20 protein-coding genes, 1 tRNA gene and 1 pseudogene are annotated in these 26,570 nt (G+C 65.4%); 16 read left to right on the top strand and 6 right to left on the bottom strand.

The features are described from left to right. The first annotated feature begins 4 nt into the window (after positions 1-4). The 9 genes and pseudogenes from fdxH to ACT2FV_RS06680 all read left to right on the top strand — a co-directional run bounded on the left by fdxH (position 5) and on the right by ACT2FV_RS06680 (position 7,923). On the top strand, positions 5-919 hold the full coding sequence (gene fdxH / locus ACT2FV_RS06720) for a formate dehydrogenase subunit beta (protein ID WP_059679246.1): 915 nt from the start codon (positions 5-7) through the stop codon (positions 917-919). Continuing rightward, positions 916-1,542, top strand: a complete 627-nt coding sequence (locus ACT2FV_RS06715; RefSeq protein ID WP_059679245.1) for a formate dehydrogenase subunit gamma — start codon at positions 916-918, stop codon at positions 1,540-1,542. Before fdxH ends, ACT2FV_RS06715 begins: the two co-directional genes overlap by 4 nt. Before the next feature lie 107 nt (positions 1,543-1,649). Further along, entirely contained in the window at positions 1,650-2,585 is a 936-nt protein-coding gene (gene fdhE / locus ACT2FV_RS06710) for a formate dehydrogenase accessory protein FdhE (RefSeq protein WP_444503501.1), read from the top strand. 73 nt (positions 2,586-2,658) lie between these two features. Continuing rightward, a complete protein-coding gene (selA, locus tag ACT2FV_RS06705; RefSeq protein ID WP_444503500.1) occupies positions 2,659-4,098 on the top strand; it encodes an L-seryl-tRNA(Sec) selenium transferase in 1,440 nt (479 codons plus the stop codon). Further along, positions 4,095-6,020 (top strand): selenocysteine-specific translation elongation factor, encoded by a 1,926-nt coding sequence (gene selB / locus ACT2FV_RS06700; RefSeq protein WP_444503499.1) that lies wholly within the window; start codon positions 4,095-4,097, stop codon positions 6,018-6,020. The genes selA and selB overlap by 4 nt, the downstream gene beginning before the upstream one ends. Positions 6,021-6,048: 28 nt before the next feature. Then, a tRNA-Sec gene (locus ACT2FV_RS06695) sits at positions 6,049-6,144 on the top strand. A 287-nt stretch (positions 6,145-6,431) separates the two neighbouring features. Further along, positions 6,432-6,653 (top strand): annotated as a pseudogene (locus ACT2FV_RS06690) (alcohol dehydrogenase); the annotation flags it as partial. 56 nt (positions 6,654-6,709) lie between these two features. Beyond that, positions 6,710-7,204: a DUF2964 family protein gene (locus tag ACT2FV_RS06685; RefSeq protein WP_151050448.1), complete on the top strand. Its 495-nt coding sequence runs from the start codon at positions 6,710-6,712 to the stop codon at positions 7,202-7,204. Between the two features lie 407 nt (positions 7,205-7,611). Continuing rightward, complete coding sequence (locus tag ACT2FV_RS06680) at positions 7,612-7,923, top strand: hypothetical protein (protein ID WP_124904861.1); 312 nt, start codon at positions 7,612-7,614, stop codon at positions 7,921-7,923. A 120-nt stretch (positions 7,924-8,043) separates the two neighbouring features. On the opposite strand, the gene ACT2FV_RS06675 is transcribed toward ACT2FV_RS06680, so the two are convergent. Further along, positions 8,044-8,418, bottom strand: coding sequence for a DUF3564 family protein (locus ACT2FV_RS06675; protein WP_444503498.1), 375 nt, complete (start codon positions 8,416-8,418; stop codon positions 8,044-8,046). Between the two features lie 70 nt (positions 8,419-8,488). Next, a complete protein-coding gene (locus ACT2FV_RS06670; protein ID WP_444503497.1) occupies positions 8,489-8,818 on the bottom strand; it encodes a c-type cytochrome in 330 nt (109 codons plus the stop codon). A gap of 226 nt (positions 8,819-9,044) precedes the next feature. Between ACT2FV_RS06670 and ACT2FV_RS06665 the strand changes: the two genes are divergently transcribed. Beyond that, entirely contained in the window at positions 9,045-9,266 is a 222-nt protein-coding gene (locus ACT2FV_RS06665; protein ID WP_124904845.1) for a DUF3562 domain-containing protein, read from the top strand. A gap of 14 nt (positions 9,267-9,280) precedes the next feature. Here ACT2FV_RS06665 and ACT2FV_RS06660 read toward each other — a convergent pair whose 3' ends face one another. Next, on the bottom strand, positions 9,281-10,063 hold the full coding sequence (locus tag ACT2FV_RS06660; protein ID WP_151048755.1) for a helix-turn-helix domain-containing protein: 783 nt from the start codon (positions 10,061-10,063) through the stop codon (positions 9,281-9,283). 401 nt (positions 10,064-10,464) lie between these two features. Beyond that, entirely contained in the window at positions 10,465-10,809 is a 345-nt protein-coding gene (locus ACT2FV_RS06655; protein WP_239007257.1) for an oleate hydratase, read from the bottom strand. 89 nt (positions 10,810-10,898) lie between these two features. Between ACT2FV_RS06655 and ACT2FV_RS06650 the strand changes: the two genes are divergently transcribed. Then, entirely contained in the window at positions 10,899-11,618 is a 720-nt protein-coding gene (locus ACT2FV_RS06650) for a Bax inhibitor-1/YccA family protein (protein WP_444503496.1), read from the top strand. A 114-nt stretch (positions 11,619-11,732) separates the two neighbouring features. Here ACT2FV_RS06650 and ACT2FV_RS06645 read toward each other — a convergent pair whose 3' ends face one another. Continuing rightward, the gene (locus tag ACT2FV_RS06645; protein ID WP_226114898.1) at positions 11,733-11,912 is read right to left on the bottom strand and encodes a hypothetical protein; all 180 of its coding nucleotides are present in this window, start codon (positions 11,910-11,912) and stop codon (positions 11,733-11,735) included. 334 nt (positions 11,913-12,246) lie between these two features. Between ACT2FV_RS06645 and ACT2FV_RS06640 the strand changes: the two genes are divergently transcribed. The 3 genes from ACT2FV_RS06640 to mgtA all read left to right on the top strand — a co-directional run bounded on the left by ACT2FV_RS06640 (position 12,247) and on the right by mgtA (position 16,506). After that, positions 12,247-12,900 (top strand): response regulator, encoded by a 654-nt coding sequence (locus ACT2FV_RS06640; RefSeq protein ID WP_124904851.1) that lies wholly within the window; start codon positions 12,247-12,249, stop codon positions 12,898-12,900. Between the two features lie 471 nt (positions 12,901-13,371). Continuing rightward, positions 13,372-13,593, top strand: coding sequence for a hypothetical protein (locus ACT2FV_RS06635; protein WP_059599497.1), 222 nt, complete (start codon positions 13,372-13,374; stop codon positions 13,591-13,593). Positions 13,594-13,806: 213 nt separating this feature from the next. Further along, positions 13,807-16,506: a magnesium-translocating P-type ATPase gene (gene mgtA, locus ACT2FV_RS06630; RefSeq protein WP_444503904.1), complete on the top strand. Its 2,700-nt coding sequence runs from the start codon at positions 13,807-13,809 to the stop codon at positions 16,504-16,506. Between the two features lie 313 nt (positions 16,507-16,819). On the opposite strand, the gene ACT2FV_RS06625 is transcribed toward mgtA, so the two are convergent. Beyond that, complete coding sequence (locus ACT2FV_RS06625) at positions 16,820-17,023, bottom strand: hypothetical protein (RefSeq protein ID WP_226114901.1); 204 nt, start codon at positions 17,021-17,023, stop codon at positions 16,820-16,822. 373 nt (positions 17,024-17,396) lie between these two features. Between ACT2FV_RS06625 and ACT2FV_RS06620 the strand changes: the two genes are divergently transcribed. After that, positions 17,397-17,849 carry a type II toxin-antitoxin system HicB family antitoxin gene (locus ACT2FV_RS06620; RefSeq protein WP_444503495.1) on the top strand — a complete coding sequence of 151 codons (453 nt, stop codon included), beginning with the start codon at positions 17,397-17,399 and terminating at the stop codon, positions 17,847-17,849. A 61-nt stretch (positions 17,850-17,910) separates the two neighbouring features. Continuing rightward, positions 17,911-26,517: a GH36-type glycosyl hydrolase domain-containing protein gene (locus ACT2FV_RS06615; RefSeq protein WP_444503494.1), complete on the top strand. Its 8,607-nt coding sequence runs from the start codon at positions 17,911-17,913 to the stop codon at positions 26,515-26,517. Positions 26,518-26,570: the final 53 nt, after the last annotated feature.

The following is a 26,570-nucleotide window of genomic DNA, read 5'->3' as shown; positions in this document are numbered from 1 at the left end:
CGAGATGGCATTGCAATCGCTGGATATCAAGCGCGTCTCGGCCACCACGACGCCACCGCCCACGGTGCGCGAACCGGTGACCGGGAGCGTCGCGAAGCTGATCGACGTATCGAAGTGCATCGGCTGCAAGGCATGCCAGACGGCATGCATGGAGTGGAACGACCTGCGCGACGAGGTCGGCACCAACGTCGGCGTGTACGACAACCCGGCCGACCTGTCCGAGCACTCGTGGACGGTGATGCGGTTCTCCGAATACGAGAACCCGGCAGGCGACCTCGAGTGGCTGATCCGCAAGGACGGCTGCATGCATTGCGAGGATCCGGGCTGCCTGAAGGCGTGTCCGTCGCCGGGCGCGATCGTGCAGTACAACAACGGGATCGTCGATTTCCACGAGGAGAACTGCATCGGTTGCGGCTATTGCGTGACCGGCTGCCCGTTCAACGTTCCGCGGATCTCGAAGAAGGATCATCGCGCGTACAAGTGCACGCTCTGTTCCGACCGTGTCGCGGTCGGCCAGGAACCGGCCTGCGTGAAGACCTGCCCGACGGGCGCGATCGTGTTCGGCACCAAGGAGGACATGAAGCAGCACGCGGCCGAGCGGATCGAGGACCTGAAAGAGCGCGGCTTCGAGCATGCGGGGCTGTATGACCCGCAGGGCGTCGGCGGCACGCACGTGATGTACGTGCTGCACCACGCGGACAAGCCGTCGCTGTACCACGGGCTGCCCGACAATCCGTCGATCAGCCCGATGGTGAAGCTGTGGAAGGGCATCGCGAAGCCGCTCGCGGTCGCCGGTCTCGCGCTCACCGCGCTGGCCGGGTTCTTCCACTACACCCGGGTCGGTCCGAACGAGGTCAGCGAGGACGAGGAAGCCGCCGCCCGCGACGAGGCGCGACGCATCAAGGAGGACGGAAAATGAAGCACGACGACCCCAACCTGATCGTCCGCTACTCGGCGAACGAGCGCACGAACCACTGGATCACCGCGATCACGTTCGTGCTGCTCGCGCTGTCCGGGCTCGCGCTGTTCCATCCGTCGATGTTCTGGCTCACCGCACTGTTCGGCGGCGGCCAGTGGACGCGGATCCTGCATCCGTTCGTCGGCCTCGTGATGTTCGTGTCGTTCGCGATCCTGGTGGTGCGCTTCTGGCACCACAACACTCTCGACGCGGACGACCGGCAGTGGCTGAAGCAGATCGGCGACGTGCTGACCAACCAGGAAGACAAGCTGCCGCCTGTCGGGCGCTATAACGCCGGGCAGAAGCTGCTATTCTTTACGTTGGTGGCGTGCCTGCTGCTGCTCCTGCTGTCGGGAGTGGTGATCTGGCGGCGCTACTTCTCGTTCTACTTCCCGATCGGGGTGATCCGCGCGGCCGCTGTCGTGCATGCCGTGGCGGCCTTCGTGCTGATCGCGAGCATCATCGTGCACATTTACGCGGCGTTGTGGGTGAAGGGCTCGATCGGCGCGATGGTGCGCGGCACCGTCACGCTGGGCTGGGCTCGCAAGCATCACCCGAAGTGGTTCCGTGAAAGCGTGAAATAACGCACCGGAGCGGGGCGGCTCGCCGATCGCGGCGGGCCGGCCCGTCCGCCGTCGGAACCGCCCGAAGCGCCGACCTGTCGGCGCTTGTTTATTTGGAAGACATTTTTGTGACACAACGCATTCTCGAACCGACCGAGATCTCGGCACTCGATCATTCGGCCATCCCGCGCTTTCGCCTGCCGGAGCGCGCCACCGCGTTCTCGGCCCGCGCCGCGCGGCTGCGCAAGCTGGCCGACCTGAACCCGATCAGCGGCTACCTGCGGCTGATGGCCACCGTCGCCGATGCGCAGCACGCGACGCTGCAGACGCTGGAGCTGCCGCTGCCGTCGAAGGAAGCGATCGCACGTGCTCAGCAGCATTCGATGCCGCTCGTGCCGGCGCTCGACGGCGAGCGCGACCCGCGCTGGCGCGCCGTGCTGTACGAACTGCTCGACCGGGTCGAAGGCGCCGGGCTGGTCAACCCGCAGCTCGCGAAGCTGCTCGACCGGCTGCGCCTGATGTCGCCCGCCGAACTCGACGCACAGGCCGACGCGGTCCTCGCGCTGCGCTTCGCCGAAGTCGACCCGGCCACCGCGCCGTTCCTGATGGCGGCGCTACAGGTCGTCTGGACGGATCTCGCCAGCCGCGTTTCGCCGGCCGACGTTCCGTACCTCGACCAGCCGGGGCTGTGCCCCGTGTGCGGCACGCATCCGGTCGCGAGCGTCGTGCGGGTCGGCGGCCAGTACCAGGGCTACCGCTTCCTGCAATGCGGGCTGTGCACGACCGAGTGGCACATGGTGCGCACGAAGTGCTCGCATTGCGACTCGACGAAGGGCATCGCGTATCACGGGATCGAGGGTGGCAGCGAAGCCGTCAAGGCCGAATCGTGCGACGAGTGCAAGACCTATCGCAAGATCGGCTATCAGGACAAGGACTACGAGTTCGAGCCGCTGGCGGACGACCTCGCGAGTCTCACGCTCGACCTGTTGATGAACGAGGCCGGCTACCAGCGCAGTTCGCCGAACCCGCTGCTGTGGCCGGACGTCTCGCGGGAAGCGGATTGACGGCAGTCGCCGGGGCGGTGCGCGAGCGCCCGCGCCGGCCGACTGCGAAGCATGAGACTGGAGCCACCACGACGTGACCGAACCGGGTTTGAATGAACTGAATGCCGTGCTGGCGCGCGTGCCGTCAGTCGAGCGTGTGCTGTCGTCGGCGCCGCTGCAACCGCTGCTCGCCGACTATGGCCGCACGCGCGTGCTGAACGCAGTGCGCGCCGAGCTCGAACGCTGGCGTACCGCCGCGCAGCACGATCCGGCGGCCGCCGAACCGCTCGACGAGCCGCGCATCGCCGCGGCCGTCGCGCGCACGCTGGCCGCGCAGAGCGCGGGCGCGGTGCGTACCGTGTTCAACCTGACCGGCACCGTGCTGCACACGAACCTCGGGCGCGCGCTGTTGCCCGACGACGCGGTGCGCGCGGTGGTCGACGTGCTCACGCGGCCGGTCAACCTCGAATTCGATCTGGCCACGGGCCGTCGCGGCGATCGCGACGACCTGATCGACGATCTGCTGTGCGAACTGACGGGCGCGGAAGCCGCGACCGTCGTCAACAACAACGCGGCGGCCGTGCTGCTGGCGCTGTCCGCGCTCGCGACGAAGCGGGAAGTCGTCGTGTCGCGCGGCGAGCTGGTCGAGATCGGCGGCGCATTCCGCATCCCCGACATCATGAGTCGCGCGGGCGCAAGGCTGCGAGAGGTCGGCACCACCAACCGCACCCATCTGCGCGACTACGCGGACGCGATCGGCCCGCGCACCGCGCTTCTGATGAAGGTGCACTGCAGCAACTACGCGATCAGCGGCTTCACGAAGGAAGTGACGCTGGCCGAACTCGCGCCGCTCGCGCGCGAGCACGGGCTGCCCGTCGCCGTCGATCTTGGCAGCGGCACGCTCGCCGATCTGTCGCAATGGGGCCTGCCGCACGAGACGACAGTGCAGGAGACCGTCGCGGCCGGCGCGAACCTCGTCACGTTCAGCGGTGACAAGCTGCTCGGCGGGCCGCAGGCCGGCCTGATCGTCGGCGATCGCGCGCTCGTCGCGAAGATCAAGAAACATCCGCTCAAGCGCGCGCTGCGCGTCGGCAAGCTGACGCTCGCCGCGCTCGAACCCGTGCTGCGGCTCTACCGGGCGCCGGAGTTCCTGCGCGAGCGGCTCACCACGTTGCGCCTGCTGACGCGGCCGCAGCGCGATATCGCCGAGGCCGCCGAACGTGTGCGCCCGGCGTTGCAGGCCGCCCTCGACAGCGGTTTCGACGTGACGGTCGAGCCGATGTTCAGCCAGATCGGCAGCGGTGCGCTGCCGGTCGATCAGTTGCCGAGCGCCGGGCTCGTCGTGCGCACGTCGGACGGCAAGCGCGGCGGCCGTGCGCTCGCGCAACTCGAAAAGAAACTGCGCGAATGGCCGCGTCCGGTGATCGGCCGCATCGCCGACAATGCGCTGCGGCTCGACCTGCGCTGCCTCGAAGCGGCCGATGAAGCGGCATTCGTCGCGCAATGCGTGCAGGTCGCGGGGCCGGCTGCATGATCGTCGGAACCGCAGGGCACATCGACCACGGCAAGACGACGCTGGTGCGCGCGCTGACGGGCGTCGATACCGATCGCTTGAAGGAAGAGAAGGCGCGCGGCATCTCGATCGAACTCGGTTATGCGTATACGCCGCTCGAGAATGGCGACGTGCTTGGCCTGATCGACGTGCCGGGCCACGAGAAGCTGATTCATACGATGGCGGCCGGCGCGTGCGGAATCGACTTCGCGCTGCTCGTGATCGCCGCCGACGACGGCGTGATGCCGCAGACCCGCGAGCATCTCGCGATTCTGCAACTGCTCGGCATCACGCATGGCGCGGTCGCGCTGACGAAGTGCGATCGCGTCGACGCCGCACGCCTGTCGGCGGTGCGCGACGAGATTGCCGCGTGGCTGCACGGCACGACGCTCGACGGCGCGCCGATCTTCGAAACCTGTGCGACGCGCGCGGACGATCCGGGTGTCGCCGCATTGAAGCGTCATCTCGCCGATGCGGCGCTCGCGTGGCGTGCACGCCGCGACGACGGCCTGTTCCGGCTCGCGGTCGACCGCGTGTTCACGCTCGCCGGGCAGGGCACCGTCGTGACGGGTACCGCGTTCGCGGGCCGCGTGGCGACCGGCGACACGCTCGCGGTCGTGCGCACCGGCGCCGCCGCGCGCGTGCGCAGCATCCATGCGCAGAACCGGTCGGTCGACGCGGGCCGCGCGGGCGAGCGCTGCGCGCTGAACCTGGCCGGCATCGACAAGGCGGACGTCGAGCGTGGCGATACCGTCGCGGACGCGCGGCTCGTCGCGACGTCGCCGCGTCTCGACGTCGACCTGAAGTTGCTGGCCGATGCGGGGCTCACGCTGACGCACTGGGCGCCGCTGCACGTGCATCTCGGCACGCTGCATCGCGTCGCGCACGTCGCGCTGCTCGACGGCGATACGCTCGCGGCCGGCCAGCAGATGCGCGTGCAACTGGTGTTCGACGAACCCGTATTCGCGCTGCCGGGCGATCGCTTCATCGTCCGCAATCCGCAGGCGACGCGCACCGTCGGCGGCGGCCGCGTGCTCGACCCGTTCGGTCCCGCACGCAAACGCCGTACGCCCGCGCGTCGCGCATGGCTCGACGCATTGGCGGCATGGCTCGACGAAGGGCGGCTCGATGCACTGCTTGCGCAGGCGCCGCTCGGTATCGCACGCACGATGCTCACGCACCTGACGGGCTTCGCGCCCGGCGCGCTCGCGTTGCCGGACGATGCCCTGGCGATCGGCCAGCGCGAGCGCGCGTCGAACGACGGCGCGGTGATCGCGCGCGCGCACTGGAATACGCTGCAGGTGCGGGCGATCGACACGCTGCGCGGGTATCACGAGCGCATGCCGGACGAGCAGGGGCTCGATGCGGCGCGCCTGCGGCGAATGGCGGCGCCGCTCGTCGGCGATGCGCTGTGGCGTGCGCTGGTCGATGCGCTGGTGGATGGCGGGGAGGTTGCGCGAAGCGGGCCGTGGCTGCATCTGCCGTCGCATTCGGTGAGTTTCGATGCGCGCGAGGAAGCGCTGGCGCGGCAACTGCTGCCGCTGATTCGTGCGGGGCGCTTCGATCCGCCGTGGGTCCGCGATCTGGCGCGCGACACGGGCGCGGCCGAGGATGCCGTGCGCACGCTGCTGCGCAAGCTCGCGCGACGCGGCGACGTGCACCAGGTCGTGCGCGACCTGTTCTATCACGCGGATGTCGTGCGCGAGCTGGCCGGGCTGGTGGCGCTTCTCGCCCCGACGCGCGGCGGCGGGCTCGATGCGGCGACGTTTCGTGACGCGACCGGGCTCGGCCGCAAGCGCGCGATCCAGATTCTCGAATTCTTCGATCGGGTTGGGTATACTCGCTTCCACCGCGATCTTCACTTCCTGCGGCCTGATAGCGGTTGGGTGGGTATACAGGCGTAGGCGCTCGTCGTTCTTTTGTTTTTCCCACGGAAGGCATTCGTATCCGGTGGTACGGCCGGGCTTCAAACCCGGTTGGGGGTGTCAGACACTCCCGGGTCGGTTCGACTCCGGCTGCCTTCCGCCACATTGGCCTTCCGGCCTGTTCCGATCTCTTTCGGTGACGTCCTCTGCATCGCTGATTTCAAAGCGTTTTGCGGGTGGCGGCGTGCTCGCGGCTACCGTTGACGTCCCGCACGATTTCCTCACGAAGTGCGGGTAGCGATGTGGGTTGGTGGGTAGGGGGGCGACATGGCTGGACGACGGTTGCATCGACTCAGCGCGCTGCGGGTCGGGGAGGCGGTGGCCTCTATATGCAGATCGCGTGTTGATTTTCACCGAGTCCTCATCCACGGTATGTCAATTCGGCATGCTTACCAAAGCGGGTGGATCATCATGATCGATCCCGACTGGAACCGGCTCGAGGTTGCGCGCCGGTTCGGCGCAACCGACTGCATCGACGCTCGCGCGGGCGACACGGCCGGCGAGATCATGACCTTGACCTTGACCGACGGGATCGGCGTCGACTGCGCGATCGAGGCGGTCGGCATCGCCTGGCGTGAACGGGGGACGCTGCGAGTCGTCGACGGCGCAGTCGGGCAATCCGGGCGGCACCGCGTTTTTTCTACGGACAGCCGGAACGGTGTCAGCGCTTGATAAAAGTCAACGCTGCGGATTCCGAAGCTTCGAAGATGAACGTGTGGCTACGCCTGCCGCGTTCGATGGTTTCGTGCGGCAGGCGGCGCGGGCGGGGGCAGAACCCGGTCTGCCGTCTTGCAGGCCGCCGCCGCGGCATCCGGCGCGCAGTGCCGGGCAGCGCGGCCGTGCGGTTCCCGCGCGTGGCCGGCTGTCCGGTGCCGATGATTTCCGCGGCCCGGGCTACCCATGAGGATGCCTTAAACGTCGTAGTCGTCATCCCTTTCCAGGAGAGCGGCATGTTTCCCACCGATTTTCGCCAGTGTTTTGCCAACGTTGCGATCTTCGCGTCGCAAGCCGGGCTCATCGCAACGGTGCACGCCATGCTGGCCCACGACGGCTGGGCGCTCTATGTCGGCATGCTGTCCTGTTGTTCCGGCGTCGGGGGATTGATCGCGATGCGGCGGCCGGCGATCCCGCGAGTCGTGCGGGTCCGGCGCGATCGCCTGTAGCCGGATGCCTGATGGCGCCCGGGATGAAACCGCCCCGGCTTTCGTGCGGGTCCAGCCGTGCGTGTTGCCGAAGGTCCGGTTGTCCGACCCGCGCACCGATCGGGCCTGCGGCTGTTGCCGGCGCGGATCGCCGATGCCGGCACCGTCTCCAGAGGAACGAGCCGGCGGCGGGTTGCCGCCGCGCTGCCGGCCGGCTGGATTCTCGGCACCGACTTCGCGAGACCGGCGCGGGTTGGCGGACAGCGTGCGGCGATGTCCGTCGCTTGACTCATATCAACGATGCAAACCCAGCGCCACGGAAGATGGATGCACGAAATCGGGCATTGCGAACGCACCACACTGAAGATGAAGAACCGGCTCTCGCCGTCAATCGGTGCGATCAACAGGAGCGGAACATGGGAATCGGGATGCAGATCGCCTACTTCGGCTTCGCCGGGTCGGCTCGGCTGGAGGCGGAAGCGAGCATCCAGCTGATGCGCCTCGAGCCGTTCTGTACGCAACTGGCCGGCTGCCATCTCGCGATCGAGGCCATGGGCATGTCGGCCCGCGAGCCGACGTATGACGTACGACTCGATCTGATCACACGCAACGGGGAATTCCGTCCCGTTCCGCATATGACGGGCGCGGATCCCTTGGACGCGCTGCAGCGGGCGTTCGATCTTGCGGAGTGGCAGCTCGCCGGGACCGCCACCGCCGAAACCCACGAGAACCCGCGCTGACACGTTCCGCGCTTCGGACTCGATTCGCCGTGGCACGACGCTTCGGTCCGCCGCGGTTCGCCTGGCGTGAGTCGATCCGCCAGGGCGACGGGGGCGGCGCAGCCGGCGCCGCTGGTCCGGCTAATCTTCTTCGTCGCCCGTGAATATCTCGTGCTCCGGGATCTCCGCCGTATCGTCGACACACTGCACCCGCCATTCGCCAGGCACGGGCGCCTGCCGGGCATCGCGCAGCCAGCGCGCGATGCCGGCCTGGCCTTCGAACGGCGCGGACGGTGTGTCGAGGCTGAAATCGTCGAGCCAGCACAGGGCGCCGGCGCTGTCGGGGCCCGTCATCACGGTGGCGCTGCCGTCGCGGACGAGCGTCCCCCACGCGGGCAGGTCCATCCCCGCATGACCTTCGCGCGACCAGCGGCCCATGGCCGTGTCGATCCAGAGAATGGCATAGGCCGAAGGGTTGTCGCAGGCGAAAGTATCGAGATGCAGGGTGATTCGCACGATGGGCTCCGAATCGATGAAGGAGGGCGGCCGCCGTCACCGGCGGCTGACGTTTTTGCTGGCTCATGACTCAGCGAGTCAACGTATGCGCGTGCCAGGAGGACAGCGAGCCGCCACGCTCGGCGGGCAGCCGCATCGCGGTGTCGCCCCAGTGCGCGCGGCCGCCCAGTCTCAGCTTGTTCGCGAGCAAGTCCTCGACACGCGGCGTGTCCCGATACCGTTCCGCGATCTGGTGTAACGACGGTGCGAGGAACGACATGTCGGCGGTGTGGCAGAACATGCATTGATGCGGGTCGACGAGCGCGGCGGGCGCCGGCACCCGGGCGGACGCCGTCCCAACCGCGAGCCACGCGAGTGCGGGCAGGTCTCCCGGCATGCGTGTCACACGAGCGCTCGCCATCGCGCGGTGTCCGGCAAGTTATCCAGTCTATGCGTGGTCCCAGGTCGGCGATTGACGCAAGTCAAACTCCGGAACACCCTCGCCGGCCGGCTGGATCCGCGGTCAGGGCCGCGTATCGATCCGGGGCTTGTTGACTCATGTCAAGCGCGTTGGCGCTGCCGCGCGTATCAATGGATTCAGCCAGGACGACCGTGGATGAAGGCCTTGGCCTTGCGGGAGGGCGGTGATGAACCAGGATCGGTTGTTCGCGTCGTTGGCGGCCTTGGCGCGCGACCTGTCGATTTCGGATGACGCATTGCGACGGATGCTCGACGACGAAATCGCGACGCTGACGAAAGATGCCCGCGTGCATGATTACCTGCGGATATTCGCGATCCGTCGCCTGAGCCTGCGCATGCGGTCGCCGGACGCTGCAGGCCGGTATCCGGGGCCGAAACCGGGAGGATAGGCGGCGGCCAGCGCTCAGACGCGCGCGAGCCCGGCCAGATCGATGATATGGATCTGCTTGCCGTGCGGCGCGATCAGTCCGTCGCGCTGGAATTTCGACAGCATCCGGCTGACCGTTTCGAGCTTGATGCCGAGGTAGCAGCCGATCTCCTCGCGCGTCATGCGCAGGTTGAAATCCGCCGACGAATAGCCGCGCGCCTTGAAGCGTTCGGACAGGTTCAGCAGGAACTCCGCGACTCGCTGTTCCGCCGACATCGTGCCAAGCAGCATCATCAGGCCCGACTCGCGCACGATCTCGCCGCTCATCATCTTGTGGAGATGGTGCTGCATCGACTTCACCTTGGCGCAAACCTTCTCCAGCTGGCCGAACGGGATGATGCAGACCGTGCTGTCCTCCAGCGCGATCGCATCGCCGTTGTGACGCCCGCTGCACACGCCGTCGAGACCGAGCGTTTCCCCGACGATCTGGAATCCGGTCACTTGCTCCTGGCCGTCGCGATGCATGACGATCGTCTTGAATGAGCCGGTGCGGACCGAATAGAGGCTCTGGAACGTATCGTGCGCGCGGAACAGCGACTCGCCCCGCTTGACCGAGCGGGTCGTGCAGACGACCTCGTCGAGGATGGCCAGGTCTGCATCGTCGAGTTCCGCCGGCATGCACGCCGAACGGACCGAGCAGGTCGAGCAATGCGCGCCGGGGTGCTTCAATCGCTCGTCCCGATCGACGGGATGAAGTGCGAGCGTCATCCCGTACGCGACGGCGGGACGGGCATTTTCGTGGGCTTGGGCGGTCGGCATGATCTGCTCCTCGTCACTCGGTCGGGTGCGGCGCCACTGCATGGATGGTGCGTCATGCAGTGGCGCGGTCGATCTGGCCGAAAAATTCGTTCCTGGTCATTTGCAGGCCGTGCACAGCTCGGAATCTGGCGATCCAGTCTGCGCGACGGCCGCGATCCGGTACGCGGAACAACAGTGCTGCGCCATTGTCGCGCGACGCTGGCGACGGCATGATCGGCGCCCGGACCTCCCTATGAATCAGTATGGTTCGCGCGCGGCCAGACCGAAATCGGCAGGGATGGAAAGTCACGTAGGGTTTGGAGAACGGCTGTAGGAGGATGCTGACAACGGCTGCGGCGGTTGAAAACCCTCGTTGGCGTCGCCCGGGTGCTCCAGCGTGGGTAAGCGCCTGCCGTCGGCTGTCAGATGCCGTCCTGGTCGTCGAACCGCGAGTGCTGCATCGCATGACGCTCGAGCGCCGCATCGTGCGGCATGGCGCCGTCCCGGATCAGAAAGGCTGCCGCTGCCATCGATGCGATGCCGCCGCCGACCAGATAGAACCGGCTGCTGTCCCGATCGATGCCGGCCGCGCGTCGGCGAGCGGCTCGATCCGAATCCTGTGTGCTGCGTTGCATGGAAAAGCCCTTGGGAAGATTGGTTGAAACCTCTGTCGACGTTCGAGGAGGCCGTAGCGCGAAGCTGCAATTCGCAAGCGTGCGAGGCCCTGTAATGCGGGTACGGCGCCGGATGGGCTTGATGTGAGTCAAGGTGCTCGGTTGCCCGAGGGGCGAGATTGAGTATGGGCGTGGCCAGGACGAAGCACGGCCGCACGACTGCGATCCGAGGAGAATCGACGATGGGAAACGACTTTCGACAGGGGGCGCGAGCAGAAGAGTCGCCGCGCGTATTGGGCGGCGACGACGTCGGCCTTCGGCAGTATGTGCGGCGCATCTACAACTATATGGCCGGGGGTCTGGCGCTGACGGGTGCCGTTGCGTACCTCGGCGCGTCAACCGGGTTTTACCGGTCGATCGCCGGAACACCCCTCTTCTGGGTGCTGCTGCTCGCACCGCTGGCGCTGGTCATGCTTCTGAGCTTCCGCATCGAGCACATCAGCTTCGGCGCGGCGCAGATCAGTTTCTGGGCCTACGCCGCGCTGGTCGGGCTCTCCCTTTCCGGCATCTTCCTTGTGTATACGGGCGAGAGCATTGCGCGCGTTTTCTTCATCAGCGCGGCCACGTTCGGTGCAACGAGCCTCTACGGCTACACGACACGGGCCGATCTCTCGCGCTTCGGCTCCTTTCTGTTCATGGGACTGATCGGCATCATCATCGCGGGGGTCGTGAATCTCTTCCTGGTTTCGTCGGCGCTGCAGTTTGTCGTTTCCGTGATCGGCGTGCTCGTGTTCACGGGACTCACCGCGTACGACACGCAACGCATCAAGCGCATCTACATAGCGGACGAAGAATACGAGATCGCCGGCAAGAAGGCGATCCTGGGGGCGCTTGCGCTCTATCTCGACTTTCTCAACCTCTTCCTGATGCTGATGCGGCTCTTTGGTAGCCGCCGCAGCTAGGCGAGCGGTGGCGGCCAGGGGCAGGGGGCCGTACGACAAGCCCCGGCGGGATCACCGCCGGAGCAAACAGGCGCCGGGATGAATCTGGCCCGGCCGCCCGACACCGGTCGCACATTACGTCGGTTTGGTTTGAACGTTGACGCCGCCCAACGCCTCGAGCGCGGCGAGTCGGGCATTCACCAGCTCTGCATGCAGCTTGATCGCCCGGATCAGAAATTGAACATCCTCGCTTTCGCTTTTCGAAGCAAGGTCATCAAATTCGGCCCATAGCTCATTTATCCGTTCGGTGCGCATGGCGACCTCCTTTGGTGTGTATAGATGACGTTGTACGGCAGGCTGGAATACCCTTGACGCCGTATGAACAGCATCGGCACGTGCCTGTCTTGCGTGCTGATCTGGATCAAGGGGGGGCCACTTCGGGGTATCGCTCGATATTCGGCACCGGATTCGAAGGACCCTTGCCTCGCCGTAGGTGCGCGTGTCGCGGCGCTCGGTCCGTGCCGCCGGACTTTGTACGGCAGCGTGCAGACGAGACGCATTCCCGATCCCATGCTTTAAAACAAATCAGTGCCAGTAAATCGCCCGCCATCGCGGGTTGGTTCGCTTGCCGAATGAATGGGTGTTTGCCATGATCAAAATGGTGATTTCCGATGCGCATGCCGTCATGCGGGCAGGTGTGCGTAGCGTCCTCGCGGAGGTTGACGACGTCGAGGTCGCCGGTGAAGCCACAGATGGGGCCGGCACGCTGGAACTCGTGAGCGCTGTGAAGCCGCGCGTGTTGTCACTCGGATTGGCAATGTCCGGTATTCACGGGGTCGAACTCATCAGGAAAATCAAGAAGGAGCATCAGGAGGTTCGGGTGCTCGTTCTGACCGCGCAGTCCGAACAGACCCATGCGGTGCGGGCGTTCAGGGCCGGGGCTTCGGGATATCTTTCGAAGACTTGCTCGCGGTCGGACCTGATCGACGCGGTTCGAAAGCTTGCCGACGGTGGGGTATACGTGAGCACGATGGTGGGCGATCTGCTGGCGCAAGTCACCAACGGCGACAGTGAGGCGCTCGCACATCATCGCCTGACCGCGCGGGAGTTCGAGATCCTGGTCGGCCTGGCATCAGGACAATCGATTTCGCAGATGGCCGGAAGCCTGGACCTCAGCATCAAGACAGTCAGCACATACAAGTCGCGCATTCTGGAAAAACTGGACCTGAATAACGAATCAGACATGGTTCGCTTTGCGCTACGCCACCAGTTGCTGGATCTTGGTGTTGACGGAAGCCGTTAAAAGGACCGGGAATCGTCCGCGTGGAAGCGCATCGCTCGCTAACGTCGAGATGCGTAGCCGCCATGCGATGCACGATCGTTCTTGAGTTCGATAATGGCGATGGGAGTGCGGTGAGGGGGGCGAAGGTCATGCGGTTTCACAGGGCCACGGAGGAAGTGTAGCGGTCGACTCATCCCGGACGCTGCGTCAAGCTTTTCTTCCGCAACAGCTGGCGGCAGTCCGTCGTTGAACTGATGGGGCCGTATCCGGTTGTACCGGTTTCAGGAGTAGTACGTCGACGAGAATTCGACTGCAGTAAACCGCAGCGATAATGACCGGCTGCCGTCCGGATAAATTGTGGCGCAAAATTTGCGCACGGGTCCCCGCCCTGAAAGAAGCCGAGAGCGACTCGGCATCTATCTGTCTGGAATCAAGGTGATGTTCCTGATCGCCCGGAGTGATAGGATGACAAAATATGAATGAAGGGCCATCATGGACGATCTCATATTCAGTACAACAACACATTGCGCACGCATTCGTGTAATGGAATCTGCTCACGGTACGTTCCGGGGATATGTGTATCTGCGCCGCGCCGCTGAAGGGCCGAACGATGATTCCCCATACCAGACTGATACTGACAGAGAGCAGTACGATCTCGCGCTGGAAGACGCCAAGATCCTCGCGCAACGTCTGCTTCGCGAACTCGAGTCCTAAGCGCGACGCCTCGCGTCGCCGGAGCATGTGGTAGACGCTGCATCACGAGTGACGTGTGTCTGGTCAGCAATCCATCATCGAGAATCATTTTCTGGCAGCATTGCCGGAAGTAGTTCCTGTGCAAATTTCGCACGCGTCCTGAAAGACGAGTTCCGCCAAGGCGCGTCGGTGCAGCGACTGTTGTTGCGCTACATCCAGGCGCTCATCACTCAAATGGCGCAGACTTCCGGGAATCCGTCGACAAGAACCGCAACAGGCGGGCTGCCGCTCACGGCGAACCTCGGGGCCGTGACAGACTCTTGTGCTGACGTTTGGACCTCGAGCAGTCTTCGGTTGCCTGGCGCGAACGCGCAGTTTCCGCATAAGGTGTACGCAATGGATCAGCCGGGATCTTACTTTTGGAACCAGCCTTCTGCTGCACTCCAGGCCCGTTTGGCATCATCGGGTGAGGGCTTGAGCCAGTCGGAAGCACGCCAAAGGGCAGTGCGCTTCGGCCCCAATACACTGCGCTCGCGCGGTGAACGGTCCCTGTTGCTACAGTATCTGAATCACTTCAGGAATCCCCTCGTGATGATCCTGCTCGCCGCCAGTGCCGTGTCGGCGCTGACTGGCGAGGTCACCGGATTCGTGGTCATTTGGGTCATCGTTCTTGTCAGCGTGACCCTGGATTTCGTTCAGGAGTATCGGGCCGGGCAGGCTGCGGAACAGCTCAAACAAACGGTTGCCGTTCGCGCAACGGTGATACGCGATGGACATCCACAGGACGTGCCGATCGCCACGCTGGTTCCTGGCGATGTGGTTCTGCTTACCGCTGGCGATCTCATGCCAGCCGATTGCCGCTTGATCGAGGCTAAGGATTTCTTTGTCAACCAGGCGTTGCTGACAGGCGAATCTTACCCAGTTGAGAAACATGCAGCCGACCTCGCTGAGCCGACGGGCGACCTCAGTCAGGCCGAAAACGCCGTCTTCATGGGAACGTCCGCCATAAGCGGGATGGCAAGGGCGATGGTGTGCCAGATTGGTTCGGATACCGCCGTTGGCAGCATCGCCGATTCGCTGGTGGAAAAGGCTCCGCCCACGGCTTTTGAGCTGGGTACGCATAGTTTTGGCATGCTGATCATGCGCCTGACCGTGCTGCTGGTGCTTTTTGTGTTTCTGGTCAATGCGCTCTTCCATCGCCCCTTCCTGGAGTCGTTTCTGTTCGCTATCGCGCTTGCGGTCGGGCTGACGCCGGAACTCCTGCCGATGGTGGTTACAGTAACGCTCTCGCGCGGCGCACTGCGCATGGCCCGGCAGCATGTCATCGTAAAGCAGCTCGCTGCGATTCATAACCTCGGCAGCATGGACGTGCTGTGCACCGACAAGACCGGCACGCTGACCGAGGCGCGCATCCATCTGGAACGGCATCTGGATGTGCAAGGGCGAGACAGCGCGCAGGTGCTGCAGTTCGCTTACCTCAATAGCTATTTTGAAACCGGCCTCAAAAGCCCCCTGGACGCCGCCATCCTTGAGCACACCGAGATCGAGGTCGGTCATTGGCGCAAGATCGACGAAGTGCCGTTCGATTTCGAGCGCAGGCGTGTGTCGGTGTTGCTCGATGATGCACAGCAGCGGTTGCTGGTGGTAAAGGGCGCGCCGGAGGATATTCTCAGACTGTCCACACAATACGCGCGTGGAGAAGCACTGGGGACGCAACCTCTGGATGAAGCCACGCTGGCGACCATCCAGGCATTGCACGACAGTCTTGAGCGAGAAGGCTTCAAAGTGCTGGGCATCGCGTGGCGATCGGTCGCGTCGGACTGCTTGCACGCGGGTCTGAGTGACGAAACCGAGCTGATCTTCGCCGGCTTTGCGGCCTTCCTCGATCCCCCCAAGCCCAGCGCGTCCAAGGCGCTCAAGGAGTTGGCGGAAATCGGCGTGGACGTCAAGATCGTCACCGGTGACAGTGAGCTGGTCACCCGACACGTGTTTACACAACTTGGCGTACCAGTCACGGGGGTACTCACCGGCAACGAAATGCAGCAAATGGACGATACCGCGCTAGCGGTGCAGATCAAGAAGGCCAACCTGCTTTGCCGCGTCACGCCCGCGCAGAAAAACCGCGTCATCCTGAACCTGAAAGCCCAAGGACATACCGTCGGTTATCTTGGCGACGGGATCAATGACGCACCCTCGCTTCATTCCGCGGATATCGGTATTTCGGTCGATAGCGCGGTAGACGTGGCCAAGGCGGCGGCAGCGATGATCTTGCTGCGGCAAGACTTGAACGTATTGCGTGCTGGCGTGCTGGAGGGCCGACGGACCTTCGCCAACATCATGAAGTACATCATGATGGGAACCAGCTCGAATTTCGGCAACATGTTCAGCATGGCGGGCGCAACGATGTTTCTCGCCTTTTTGCCGATGCTGCCGGCGCAGATTCTCCTCAACAATCTGCTTTACGATGTTTCGGAATTGCCTATTCCGATGGATAACGTAGACGACGATTTTCTTGCTCATCCCAAGCATTGGGATACGAAGTTCATTCGAAATTTCATGTGGGTGGTCGGCCCAGTGAGCTCGGTCTTCGATTTCTTGATGTTCTTCATCATGCTGAAGGTGTTCAATGCGGGCGAGGCACTATTTCACACGGGCTGGTTCATTGAATCGATTGCCACTCAGGTACTGGTCATATTTATCATTCGAACGCAGGGCAGTCCGTTCAAGAGTCGGCCAAGCCGTGTGTTGACAATTACCTCGCTCGCGGTCGTGCTGATCGCCGGCGCATTGCCCTTCATGCCGGTTGCAGCGCTTCTCGGCTTCGTCGCACCCCCACCGCAGTTCTTCCTGATTCTACTGGCAATGCTGCTCTGCTATTTGGTCGCGGTGGAATGGATTAAACAATTGTTTTACCGATTTTTTGCGGCGCATTGATCCGGCGCAACACGACTGCGGCCACTGGTTTTCCGATAGCCAGGGCCGTCGACATGCCGTCGCACTTCTATGCTGCTGTCTTGAGCGTCGGCACCGAAGTCGAATCGGTCACGTCGTGCCCGGCAATTGCCAATGCCAGAACCGGGTTCAGGCTGTCCACCATCGAACTCGGAATCAGAATCGACCGAGCGCCGTTCATCGTGACGGGCGACTTGCAAAGGTAAAAAGCCGGCGTTTCGGCCGGCTTCCCATTCCGCCTTGCTGGGGCGGCTCCCCGTTCTGTTTGAGCGCGAGGAGGTTGACTACGGAAACGTTACAGGGTCGATAGAAAACCCATGCCGAGACGTTTCCTTGCGTCGGAAATATATCGTCTGGGCGTGACGGCTTTCCACAAAAGGGGATACCGCTTTTTTCGCTGCGGACTCACGACCGGCATGCCGTCGTCGGTTGCGCGCGCTTCAGCCTGTTCTTGTTGGTTATCCTTGGTATTTTTTTCTCGCTTCGGGTGATCTTTCATCAAACGGCTCCGTCAGGGAATCGCGTTGCGTCATGGTTCAGGCTTGTACTGCTTGAGTCGAATCAAACAGCGCAGACGATATGGGGCGAAACGGGGGCGCAACGGCCTACGTCCATCACGACGTCCCCCTCGTCATGAAGTCCACTGTCCATCGCCAATCTGCGCGTGAACTACCACCATGCGTCTGCACGCTTCGGCAGTCGGTACGCTGCCGTACATGGACGACGGCGTATACAGGCCAGGCGTGCGGGATCGCGTCCCTCGCACCTCAAGCGCGATCAAACACGCCGCGCAGACTGTTCTTCAGCGTACAGATTCGTCGAGCCCCGCCATGCATGATGACTTTCGGTGCATTTTCCGTCAGGAGCGCGTCATGAAATATCCGGTCTATATCACGCGGCGCGGGAATCCTCGCTATCACGGCGCGCTTCCGGATTTTCCGGAAATCGATGTGGAGGGTGACTCGTATGACGAGTTGCTGGTGGCTGCGGCGCGACAGGTCAGGGCCTACTATGACCGTTCCGAGCGTCTTGTACCGCCGCCGACCACGGATATGTCGATATTGCAGGCGTCGGATTTAGACGTGGGTGATGGAATCTGGCGGTTCTTCGATATCGACCTGACCGGCATGACCTCGAGTTCCGTGAGGATCGAGCTGTGCCTACCGAAATGCATTGTGCGCGACATCGACCTGAAGGCGAGCGCGCTGCACACGACTCGCGATGCATTCGTGTCGATGGCGTGTGCGAATGCCACCGACCGATCTGCACCGCACGTCGCGGTGCGTTTCGAACCCGACGTGAAATCGCTGTCGGAAGCGGTTTGACGGTGCGACGCTTCGGGCGTGAAGCCTGGGCGGATGGAGTGGTCATTCGGGAGAAGGGGCCTTGAAGATTCCCGTTGCGTGTGTTTCGCGACGCCGGACATCGCCATGGAGCAATGCACGGCCGATTCGCGAGGAGTTCCTCGGCGATGAACGGCTGGCGCAGCATGCGGGAATTCTGGCGCGTGCGCAGAAGGTCGTTCCCGGGGCGGCCTCTGGCCCGTCTCTGGCGACGCGGCTGAAGGACAACGCGGATCATCTGCTGAAGGCGTACCGGAACACCGTGGCCGCAGACGCGCGCGGCGAAGAAATCACGCCGGCAGCGGAGTGGCTGCTCGACAACTACTATCTCGTCGCGGAGCAGGTGCGGCAGATCCGCGACGATCTTTCCCCGCGCTATTACCGGCAACTGCCCAAGCTCGGCAACGGGCCGTTTGCCGGTTATCCGCGCGTGTTCGAGATCAACTGGTCATTCGTCGCCCACACGGACAGCCGTTTCGATCCCGATATGCTATGCCGGTTCATGCTTGCCTATCAGGCGGTGGAACCATTGACGATCGGCGAACTGTGGGCGGTGGCGATCACGTTGCGGATCGTGCTGATCGAAAACCTGCGGCGACTCGCAGATCAGATCATCGACGACCGGCGCGCGCGGCTCGACGCCGACGCACTTGCGGATCGCCTGCTGGGCGAACGCGGGCATGCGCGGGTGGAGGCCGAGCCGCTCGTCACCCGTTACGAACAGGCCGTATTGCACGATGCGTTCGCGGTGCAGCTGATTCAGCGGCTGCACGATCCCGATCCGGCCGTCGCGCCGGCACTGGCGTGGCTGCATCGGCACCTGGCGGCACGCGGCGCGACGCCGGATCAGATCGTCGCCTCCGTCAACCATCAGCAGGGCGCAGCCAGTCTGACCGTGCGCAACGTGATCACCAGCATGCGGCTGATTTCGGAAGTGGACTGGACCGTTTTGTTCGAGCGCATCAGTCTGGTCGATCAAGTGCTGCGTAATCACCCGGGCTTCGCGGAGATGGATTTCCCCACGCGTAACCTGTATCGAGACGAGGTTGAAGTGCTTGCCCGTGGCGCGCCCGTCAGCGAACTCGAGATTGCCCGCCGCGTCGTCGCCGATGCGGCGGCGCAGGGGACGCGCGGCACGCTGGCCGCCGGTGCCGTGCCGGGTCGCGAGACGGATCCGGGTTACTACCTGCTGGCGGACGGCCGCGCCGCATTCGAGGCGGAGATCGGCTATCGGCCGCCCGTTGCGTTATGGTTGCGACGCCTGACGCGCCGCGCCGGTCTCGCCGGCTATCTCGGTCGTATCGGGCTAATTGCGGCCCTGCTGCTGGCGGCCATGCTGGCGTGGCTGACTCGCATCGAGCCGCCCGGTCACTGGCTGATCTGGCTCGGCGTCGCCGGCCTGCTACCCGCGCTGGATGCCGCGGTCGCGCTCGTCAATCGCAGCGTGATGCGCGATGTCGGCGCGAAGATCCTGCCCGGCCTCGCGTTGCTTGACGGCATTCCGCCGGACCTGCGCACCCTGGTCGCGGTGCCGGTGCTGCTGACGACGAAAGCGGCGCTCGCCGAGCAGATCGAGCAACTGGAAATTCATCACCTGGCGAGCCCCGATGGCACGCTTTACTTCGCACTGCTCTCCGACTGGGTGGATGCGCCCACCCCGCACACCGACAGCGATGACGGGCTGCTGGCATTCGCGGTGGCGGGTATCGACCGGTTGAATGGCCTTTATCCGGCGGCGCCGGGGGAGAGCGAACGCTTTCTGCTGCTGCACCGCAAGCGCGTGTGGAACGACGGCGAACGCTGCTGGATGGGCTGGGAGCGCAAGCGCGGAAAGCTGCACGAGCTGAACCGGTTGCTGCGCGGGGCGTCGGACACGACGTTCGTCGCGCCGGGAGGCCAACCGCCGCGCGTGCCGCCTGACGTGCGCTACGTGATCACGCTCGATGCCGATACGCGGCTGCTGCGCGATACCGTGCGGCGCCTGGTCGGCAAGATGGCGCACCCGCTCAACCGGCCGGTATTCGACCCGGCGAGCCGGTGCATCGTCGAAGGCTACGGTGTGCTTCAGCCGCGCGTTGCGTCGTCCCTCGCGAACGGCGACGAGGGGTCGCTTTTTCAGCGCGTGTCGTCGAGCGCGCACGGCATCGATCCTTACGTGTCGGCCGTGTCGGACATTTATCAGGACCTGTTCGACGAAGGCTCCTATGCGGGTAAGGGCATCTACGACGTCGATGCGTTCGAGGCGGTGCTCGCCGGCCGTGTGCCGGAGAACACGGTGCTCAGTCACGATCTGTTCGAAGGCATTTTCGCGCGGGCCGGGCTGGCGTCGGATGTCGAGGTCGTCGAAGCGTCGCCGTCGCGCTACGACGTCGCGGCGGGACGCCTGCACCGATGGGCGCGCGGCGATTGGCAACTCCTGCCATGGTTGATCTTCGGCCACGAGCCGCTGACGGCGGTCGGCCGCTGGAAGATGCTGGACAACCTGCGCCGCACGCTCACGGCGCCTGCCATGCTGATCGCGCTACTGGCCGGATGGATGCAGCCGCTCCCCGTATCGCTCGGCTGGAGTGCCTTCGTGCTGGTGACGATCGCGCTGCCGTTCCTGTTGCCCGTAATGAGCGGACTGGTGCCGCGCTGGCGCCGCACGCACGTGAAGATGACCACGCGCAGCGTGCTCCATGCGTGGTCGACGGAGCTGCAGTTCGCGCTGACGCGGTTCGGCCTGTCGATCGTCATGCTGCCGCAGCAGGCGTGGTCGATGGGCGACGCGATCGCGCGCACGCTGTTTCGCTTGGGGATCAGCCATCGCCACCTGCTCGAGTGGACCACGGCGGCCGAAGCCGGCGCGCGCGACCGCCGGACCCTGGCGTCCACCTATCTGCAGATGCGCGGCGGCTTGATGCTCGCGCTGCTTGGCGCGGCAGCCAGTCTGATGGTGGGCTGGCGCGTCGATCATCATGCGGGCTGGCTGACCGCCCCGTTCGCGCTAGTCTGGCTTGCAGCGCCCGCGATCGCCTACTGGTTGAGCCGCGCACCGCGGCCGGCGGGCGAGTTGGCGGTGACGCCGCACGATGCGCATCAACTGCGGTGCGACGCGCGCCGGACCTGGCGTTATTTCGAAACATTCGTGACGGCCGACGATCAGATGCTGCCGCTGGACAATTTCCAGGAGAACCCGAAGCCCGTTTGTGCGCACCGGACTTCGCCCACCAATATCGGGCTGTACCTGTTGTCCGTCGTCAGTGCCCGCGAGTTCGGCTGGCTTGGCACGCTGGATGCGGTGTCGCGTCTGGAGGCGACGCTCGCGACGATGCGGCTGATGTCGCGCTATCGTGGCCATTTCTACAACTGGTACGACACGCGCGACCTGCGGCCTCTCGAGCCGCGGTATGTGTCGACGGTCGACAGCGGCAATCTCGCCGGGCACCTGATCGCGCTCGGCAACGGTTGCCGGGCGTGGGCGAATCAGCCCGCTGGCGTGGGACGGCAGGCCGCGCATGAAGGGATCGGCGATACGCTGGCGCTGTTGCGCAAGGCCGTGTGCCGGGATGGCGACGCCCGGACGACCTTGCACGGCGAATTCGAGCGGGCCGCGACCGAACTGGAGGACATGCTCGCCGCGACGGAATGGAACGCGATCACGATCCTCGCTGCGACAGTCGCCGATGTCGCGCGCGCGCTGATGGACGAGATCGGCCGGGTGCGAGGCGGCGACGTCGACGACGTGTTGTTCTGGGCGCAGGCGCTGGAGCACGTGGTGCAAGGGCATTGCCGTGATGCGACGCGCACGCCGGACGAGGCGGACGTGCTGAACAAGCGTCTTCAGGTGCTGGCCGATACTGCGTTGCAGATGGCCTATGCAATGGAGTTCGGCTTTTTGCTCGACCCGGTGCGCAACCTGCTGTCGATCGGCTACGCGGTGGCCGATGGACGGCTCGATCCGGGCAACTACGATCTGCTGGCGTCGGAGGCTCGCCTGGCGAGTTTCGTCGCGATCGCGAAGGGCGATGTTCCGGCGCGCCACTGGTTCCGGCTGGGCCGCCTGGCGACGCCGATCGGGCACGGCGCGGCGTTGATCTCATGGTCGGGATCGATGTTCGAATACCTGATGCCGTCGCTCGTGATGCGCGCGCCGGACAGCAGCCTGCTTGCACGCACCAATCACCTGGTGGTGCGACAGCAGATCGCCTATGGTGACGGGCTGCGCCTGCCGTGGGGCATGTCCGAGTCGGCATACAACACGCGCGACATCGAGCTGACCTATCAGTATTCGAGCTTCGGCGTGCCGGAGCTGGGGCTCAAGCGCGATCTCGACCAGAATCTGGTGGTCGCGCCCTATGCGACCGCGCTTGCGGCGATGGTCGCGCCGCATGCCGCCGCGTGCAACTTCGAACGGCTGCGTACGGCCGGCGCGTGCGGGCGCTTCGGCTTCTACGAAGCGCTCGACTATACGCCCGCGCGCGTTCCGGAAGGCATGCCGGTTGCCATCGTGCAGGCGTTCATGGCGCATCACCAGGGCATGTCGATCGTGTCGATCGCCAATGCATTGCTGGGCGGGCGCATTCGCACCTTCTTCCATGCGGAACCGGCCGTTCGAGCCACCGAGCTGCTGTTGCAGGAGCGGGTGCCGGGCCGGGTCGCGGCAGGGAGGCCGCGGGTCGACACGCGCCCCGCCGGCAGGATGCATGGGATCGATGCCGGCGTCGCGCGGCGCCTGCTGTCCGCGAACGATCCCACCCCCGTCACGCATCTGCTGTCCAACGGCCGTTACGCCGTGATGCTCACGGCCGCGGGGTCCGGCTACAGCCGTCGCGACGATCTGGCCGTTACGCGCTGGCGGGAGGACGCGACGCGCGACGATTGGGGCAGCTATCTGTATCTGCGAGACGCCGAGAACGGCGACGTCTGGTCGGCCACGTGGCAGCCCACTGGCGTGGTACCGGACAGCTACGACGTGACGTTCACCGAGGATCGCGCCGAGTTCGTGCGTCGCGACGGCACCTTGACGACGTCGCTCGAGGTGGTGGTATCAGCCGAGGACGATGCAGAGGTGCGCCGGGTGTCGGTGGCCAACACGGGCACCCGGCCGCGCGTGATCGAATTCACGTCGTACGCGGAAATCGTGCTCGCGCCAGCCGCCGCCGATCACGCGCATCCCGCATTCTCGAAGCTGTTCATCGAGACCGAGTACATGCCGGCGTCCGGCGCCATTCTGGCGACGCGCCGCAAGCGCGCGCCGAACGAGGCGGAGGTGTGGGCCGCTCATCTGGCGGTGACTTCCGGCGAAACCGTCGGCGCGGAAGAATTCGACACCGACCGATTGCGTGTCATCGGACGCGGACGCAGCGTTCGCTTGCCGCTTGCGCTGACCGAACGGCGTGCGCTGAGTGCTTCCGAAGGCGCGGTGCTGGACGCGGCGTTCACGTTGCGGCGGCAGTTGCGGATCGAGCCAGGCGCGAAGGCGAGCATCGTCTACTGGACCATCGTCGCGGATTCGCGCGCGCAGTTGCTCGATCTGGTCGACAAGCATCGCGACGGTGAATCGTTCGCGCGTGCGGCGATGCTCGCGTGGACCCAGGCGCAGGTGCAACTGCGGCACAGCGCGGTGAGCCTCGACGAGGCCGCGTTGTTCCAGCAGCTGGCCGGATACATGCTCTACAGCGATGCGTCGATGCGGCCGGGCTCCGCCGCGCTGCTGCGCCATGCCGCGGCGATATCGGCGGCGGGTGGCGTGGGCGCGTCGCCGTTATGGACGCATGGCGTATCGGGGGATCTGCCGATACTGCTTGTCCGGATCGACGACATCGAGCACATCGCCATGGTGCGGCAGTTGATTCGCGCGCACGAGTACTGGCGGATGAAGCGGCTCGAGGTCGATCTGGTCATTATCAACGAGCGCGCGGCGTCGTATGTGCAGGATTTGCAGGCGGCGCTCGAAGGGCTGGTGCGGCCCCGGCAGCCGCCGGGCGAAGCCGGACGCGGCAATATTTTCGTCCTGCGCGAGGACCTGATGGCGGTGGCGGCGCGCGCACTGTTTCCGGCCGTTGCGCGGGCCGTGCTCGCCGCGCGCAACGGCCGGCTGGTGGACCAGTTGCGGCGCCTCGCGGCTTCGCCGCTGCCCGCACGCCCGGATGCCGCGAGCCCGCCGTTGCCGCCGCCCGCGATTTCTCCACCGAAGGGCGCACAGGCCGGCGCCGGTCTCGAATACTTCAACGGCATCGGCGGTTTCGCGCGCGGCGGCCGCGAATACGTCGTGATCCTGCAGCCCGGTCAATGCACGCCGATGCCGTGGGTCAACGTCGTCGCGAATCCATCGTGCGGCTTCCTGACATCGGCGGAGGGGGGCGGCTATACCTGGGTGACGAACAGCCGCGAGCATCCGCTGACGCCGTGGTCGAACGACCCGGTCACCGATCCGCCGAGCGAAGTGTTCTACATCCGCGACGACGAGACTGGCGTGCGCTGGGGGCCGCAGGCGGGTTCCATCGGCGACGACGCGCCGAGCGCGAGCGCTTTCGTGGCGAGTCATGGCCAGGGCTACAGCCGGTTTGCGCATTCCGCCGCCGATGTCGCCGTCGAGTTGCTGCAGTTCGTGCCGCTGGACGATCCTGTCAAGATTTCCCGCCTGAGCCTGCGCAACCTGTCGGACCGGCCCCGCCGGCTGTCCGTCGCAATCTATGCGGAGTGGGCGATGGGTGCGTCGCGCAGCGCCTCGGCGCCGCACACCGCGAGCGAGATCGATCCGCCCACCGGCGCGCTGTTTGCCCGCAACGACTGGAGCCAGGTGTATCGCGGCAGAGTGGCGTTCGCCGATCTATGCGGCCTGCAAACCTCGTGGAGCGCCGACCGGCGCGAGTTCATCGGCCGTAATGGCGTCCTGAGCGATCCCGCCGGTTTTCCGGGCAGGGCAGGCGCGTCGCCGTTGTCGGGCCGCGTCGGCGCCGGGCTCGACCCGTGTGCCGCGTTGCAGACCACGGTCGATCTCGACCCCGGCGGCAGCGTCGAAATCGTCTTGCTGCTCGGCGAAGGCGCCGACGCGGCAACGGCGCGTCAGTTGATCGCGCATTACCGTCAGGCGAATTTCGACGCGATATTCGCCGCCGTGACGGCGTTCTGGGACGAGACGCTCGGCGCCGTTCAGGTCGAAACGCCTGATCGTGCGATGGATCTGATGCTGAATCGCTGGCTGCTGTACCAGACGCTGTCGTGCCGGATCTGGGCGCGTGCGGGCTTCTATCAGGCGAGCGGCGCGTACGGTTTTCGCGATCAGCTGCAGGATGGCATGGCGCTCGCGGTCGCCCGCCCGGCCCTGACGCGCGAGCATCTGCTGCGGGCGGCGGCGCGCCAGTTTCCCGAGGGCGACATGCAGCACTGGTGGCTGCCCGAAAGCGGCAGCGGCGTCCGCACGCGGATCTCCGACGACCGGGTCTGGCTCGCCCATGCGGTTGCGTCCTACGTCGACGTCACCGGCGACCGGGCGATTCTCGATGCGTCGATTCCGTTCATCGACGGACGACCGCTGGCCGCCGACGAGCACGACGCGTTCTTCATCCCGCGCATCTCGGAGACGAGCGCGTCGCTGTTCGAGCATTGCGCGCGCGGGTTGGAGTCCAGTCTGGCGCATTTCGGCGAGCATGGTCTGCCTCTGATCGGCACGGGCGACTGGAACGACGGCATGAATCGGGTCGGCGAGGCCGGGCGGGGCGAAAGCGTCTGGCTCGGGTGGTTCCTGCATGCGACGCTCACGGCGTTCGCCCCGCTCGCCACGGCGCGCGGCTCGGGCGAACTGGCTGCGCGCTGGCTGACGCGCGCCGACGCGTTGCGCGACGCACTCGCCGATGCGGGGTGGGATGGCGCGTGGTATCGGCGCGGCTACTTCGACGACGGCACGCCGCTCGGCTCGGCCGGCAACGCCGAATGTTCGATCGACTCGATCGCGCAGTCGTGGAGCGTGCTGTCGGGCGCGGCGGACCCGGCGCGCGCCGCGCAGGCGATGGGCGCGCTGGACGCGCGACTGATCCGCCGCGACGATGGCCTGGCGTTGCTGTTCGCGCCGCCGTTCGATCGTTCGCCGGTCGATCCCGGCTATCTCAAGGGCTATCCGCCGGGCATCCGGGAAAACGGCGGCCAGTACACGCATGCGGCCACGTGGTCGGTGCTCGCGTTCGCGCAAATGGGCGACGGCGATCGTGCCGCGAATCTGTTCGCACTGCTCAATCCGATCAATCGCAGTCGCACGCGCAGCGGCGCGAATCGCTATCGGGTGGAGCCATACGTGGTTGCGGCCGACGTCTATTCGGTCGCGCCGCATGTCGGCCGGGGCGGGTGGACCTGGTATACCGGCTCGGCGGGCTGGCTGTATCGCGCGGGCGTCGAAGGCCTGCTCGGCCTGCGCAAGCATGGCGACATGCTGTCCGTTCAACCGTGCATCCCGCGGTCCTGGCCGGGCTTCAGGGCCACGCTGCGTCACGGGGCGGCGCACTACGACGTCGTGGTCGAGAATCCCGACGCCGTCAGCAGCGGCGTGTCCAGCCTCGTCGCGGATGGTGTGCGGCTCGCCGCCGGCGAAGTGGCGGTACGACTCGTGGACGACGGCCGGCGCCACCGCGTGGTCGTGACGCTGGGGGCGGCGCAAGCGGTGCTTCTGTGAGGCGACAGGTCGGCATCCGGGCCGGTACGTTAGCGGACGGACTGCGCGCGATG

Origin of the sequence: Burkholderia sp. PR2 (assembly GCF_052372875.1) — a bacterium.
GTDB classification, from domain to species: Bacteria; Pseudomonadota; Gammaproteobacteria; order Burkholderiales; family Burkholderiaceae; genus Burkholderia; species Burkholderia diffusa.
This window is presented reverse-complemented; position numbering and strand designations above follow the sequence as displayed.

Coding starts and splice junctions, on each gene's coding strand:
- fdxH (WP_059679246.1), top strand. CDS start 5: ATGGCATTGCAATCGCTGGATATCAAGCGCGTCTCGGCCACCACGACG.
- ACT2FV_RS06715 (WP_059679245.1), top strand. CDS start 916: ATGAAGCACGACGACCCCAACCTGATCGTCCGCTACTCGGCGAACGAG.
- selB (WP_444503499.1), top strand. CDS start 4,095: ATGATCGTCGGAACCGCAGGGCACATCGACCACGGCAAGACGACGCTG.
- ACT2FV_RS06680 (WP_124904861.1), top strand. CDS start 7,612: ATGCAGATCGCCTACTTCGGCTTCGCCGGGTCGGCTCGGCTGGAGGCG.
- ACT2FV_RS06670 (WP_444503497.1), bottom strand. CDS start 8,818: ATGGCGAGCGCTCGTGTGACACGCATGCCGGGAGACCTGCCCGCACTC.
- ACT2FV_RS06665 (WP_124904845.1), top strand. CDS start 9,045: ATGAACCAGGATCGGTTGTTCGCGTCGTTGGCGGCCTTGGCGCGCGAC.
- ACT2FV_RS06660 (WP_151048755.1), bottom strand. CDS start 10,063: ATGCCGACCGCCCAAGCCCACGAAAATGCCCGTCCCGCCGTCGCGTAC.
- ACT2FV_RS06650 (WP_444503496.1), top strand. CDS start 10,899: ATGGGAAACGACTTTCGACAGGGGGCGCGAGCAGAAGAGTCGCCGCGC.
- ACT2FV_RS06645 (WP_226114898.1), bottom strand. CDS start 11,912: ATGCGCACCGAACGGATAAATGAGCTATGGGCCGAATTTGATGACCTT.
- ACT2FV_RS06640 (WP_124904851.1), top strand. CDS start 12,247: ATGATCAAAATGGTGATTTCCGATGCGCATGCCGTCATGCGGGCAGGT.
- ACT2FV_RS06635 (WP_059599497.1), top strand. CDS start 13,372: ATGGACGATCTCATATTCAGTACAACAACACATTGCGCACGCATTCGT.
- mgtA (WP_444503904.1), top strand. CDS start 13,807: ATGGCGCAGACTTCCGGGAATCCGTCGACAAGAACCGCAACAGGCGGG.
- ACT2FV_RS06625 (WP_226114901.1), bottom strand. CDS start 17,023: ATGAAAGATCACCCGAAGCGAGAAAAAAATACCAAGGATAACCAACAA.
- ACT2FV_RS06620 (WP_444503495.1), top strand. CDS start 17,397: ATGAAATATCCGGTCTATATCACGCGGCGCGGGAATCCTCGCTATCAC.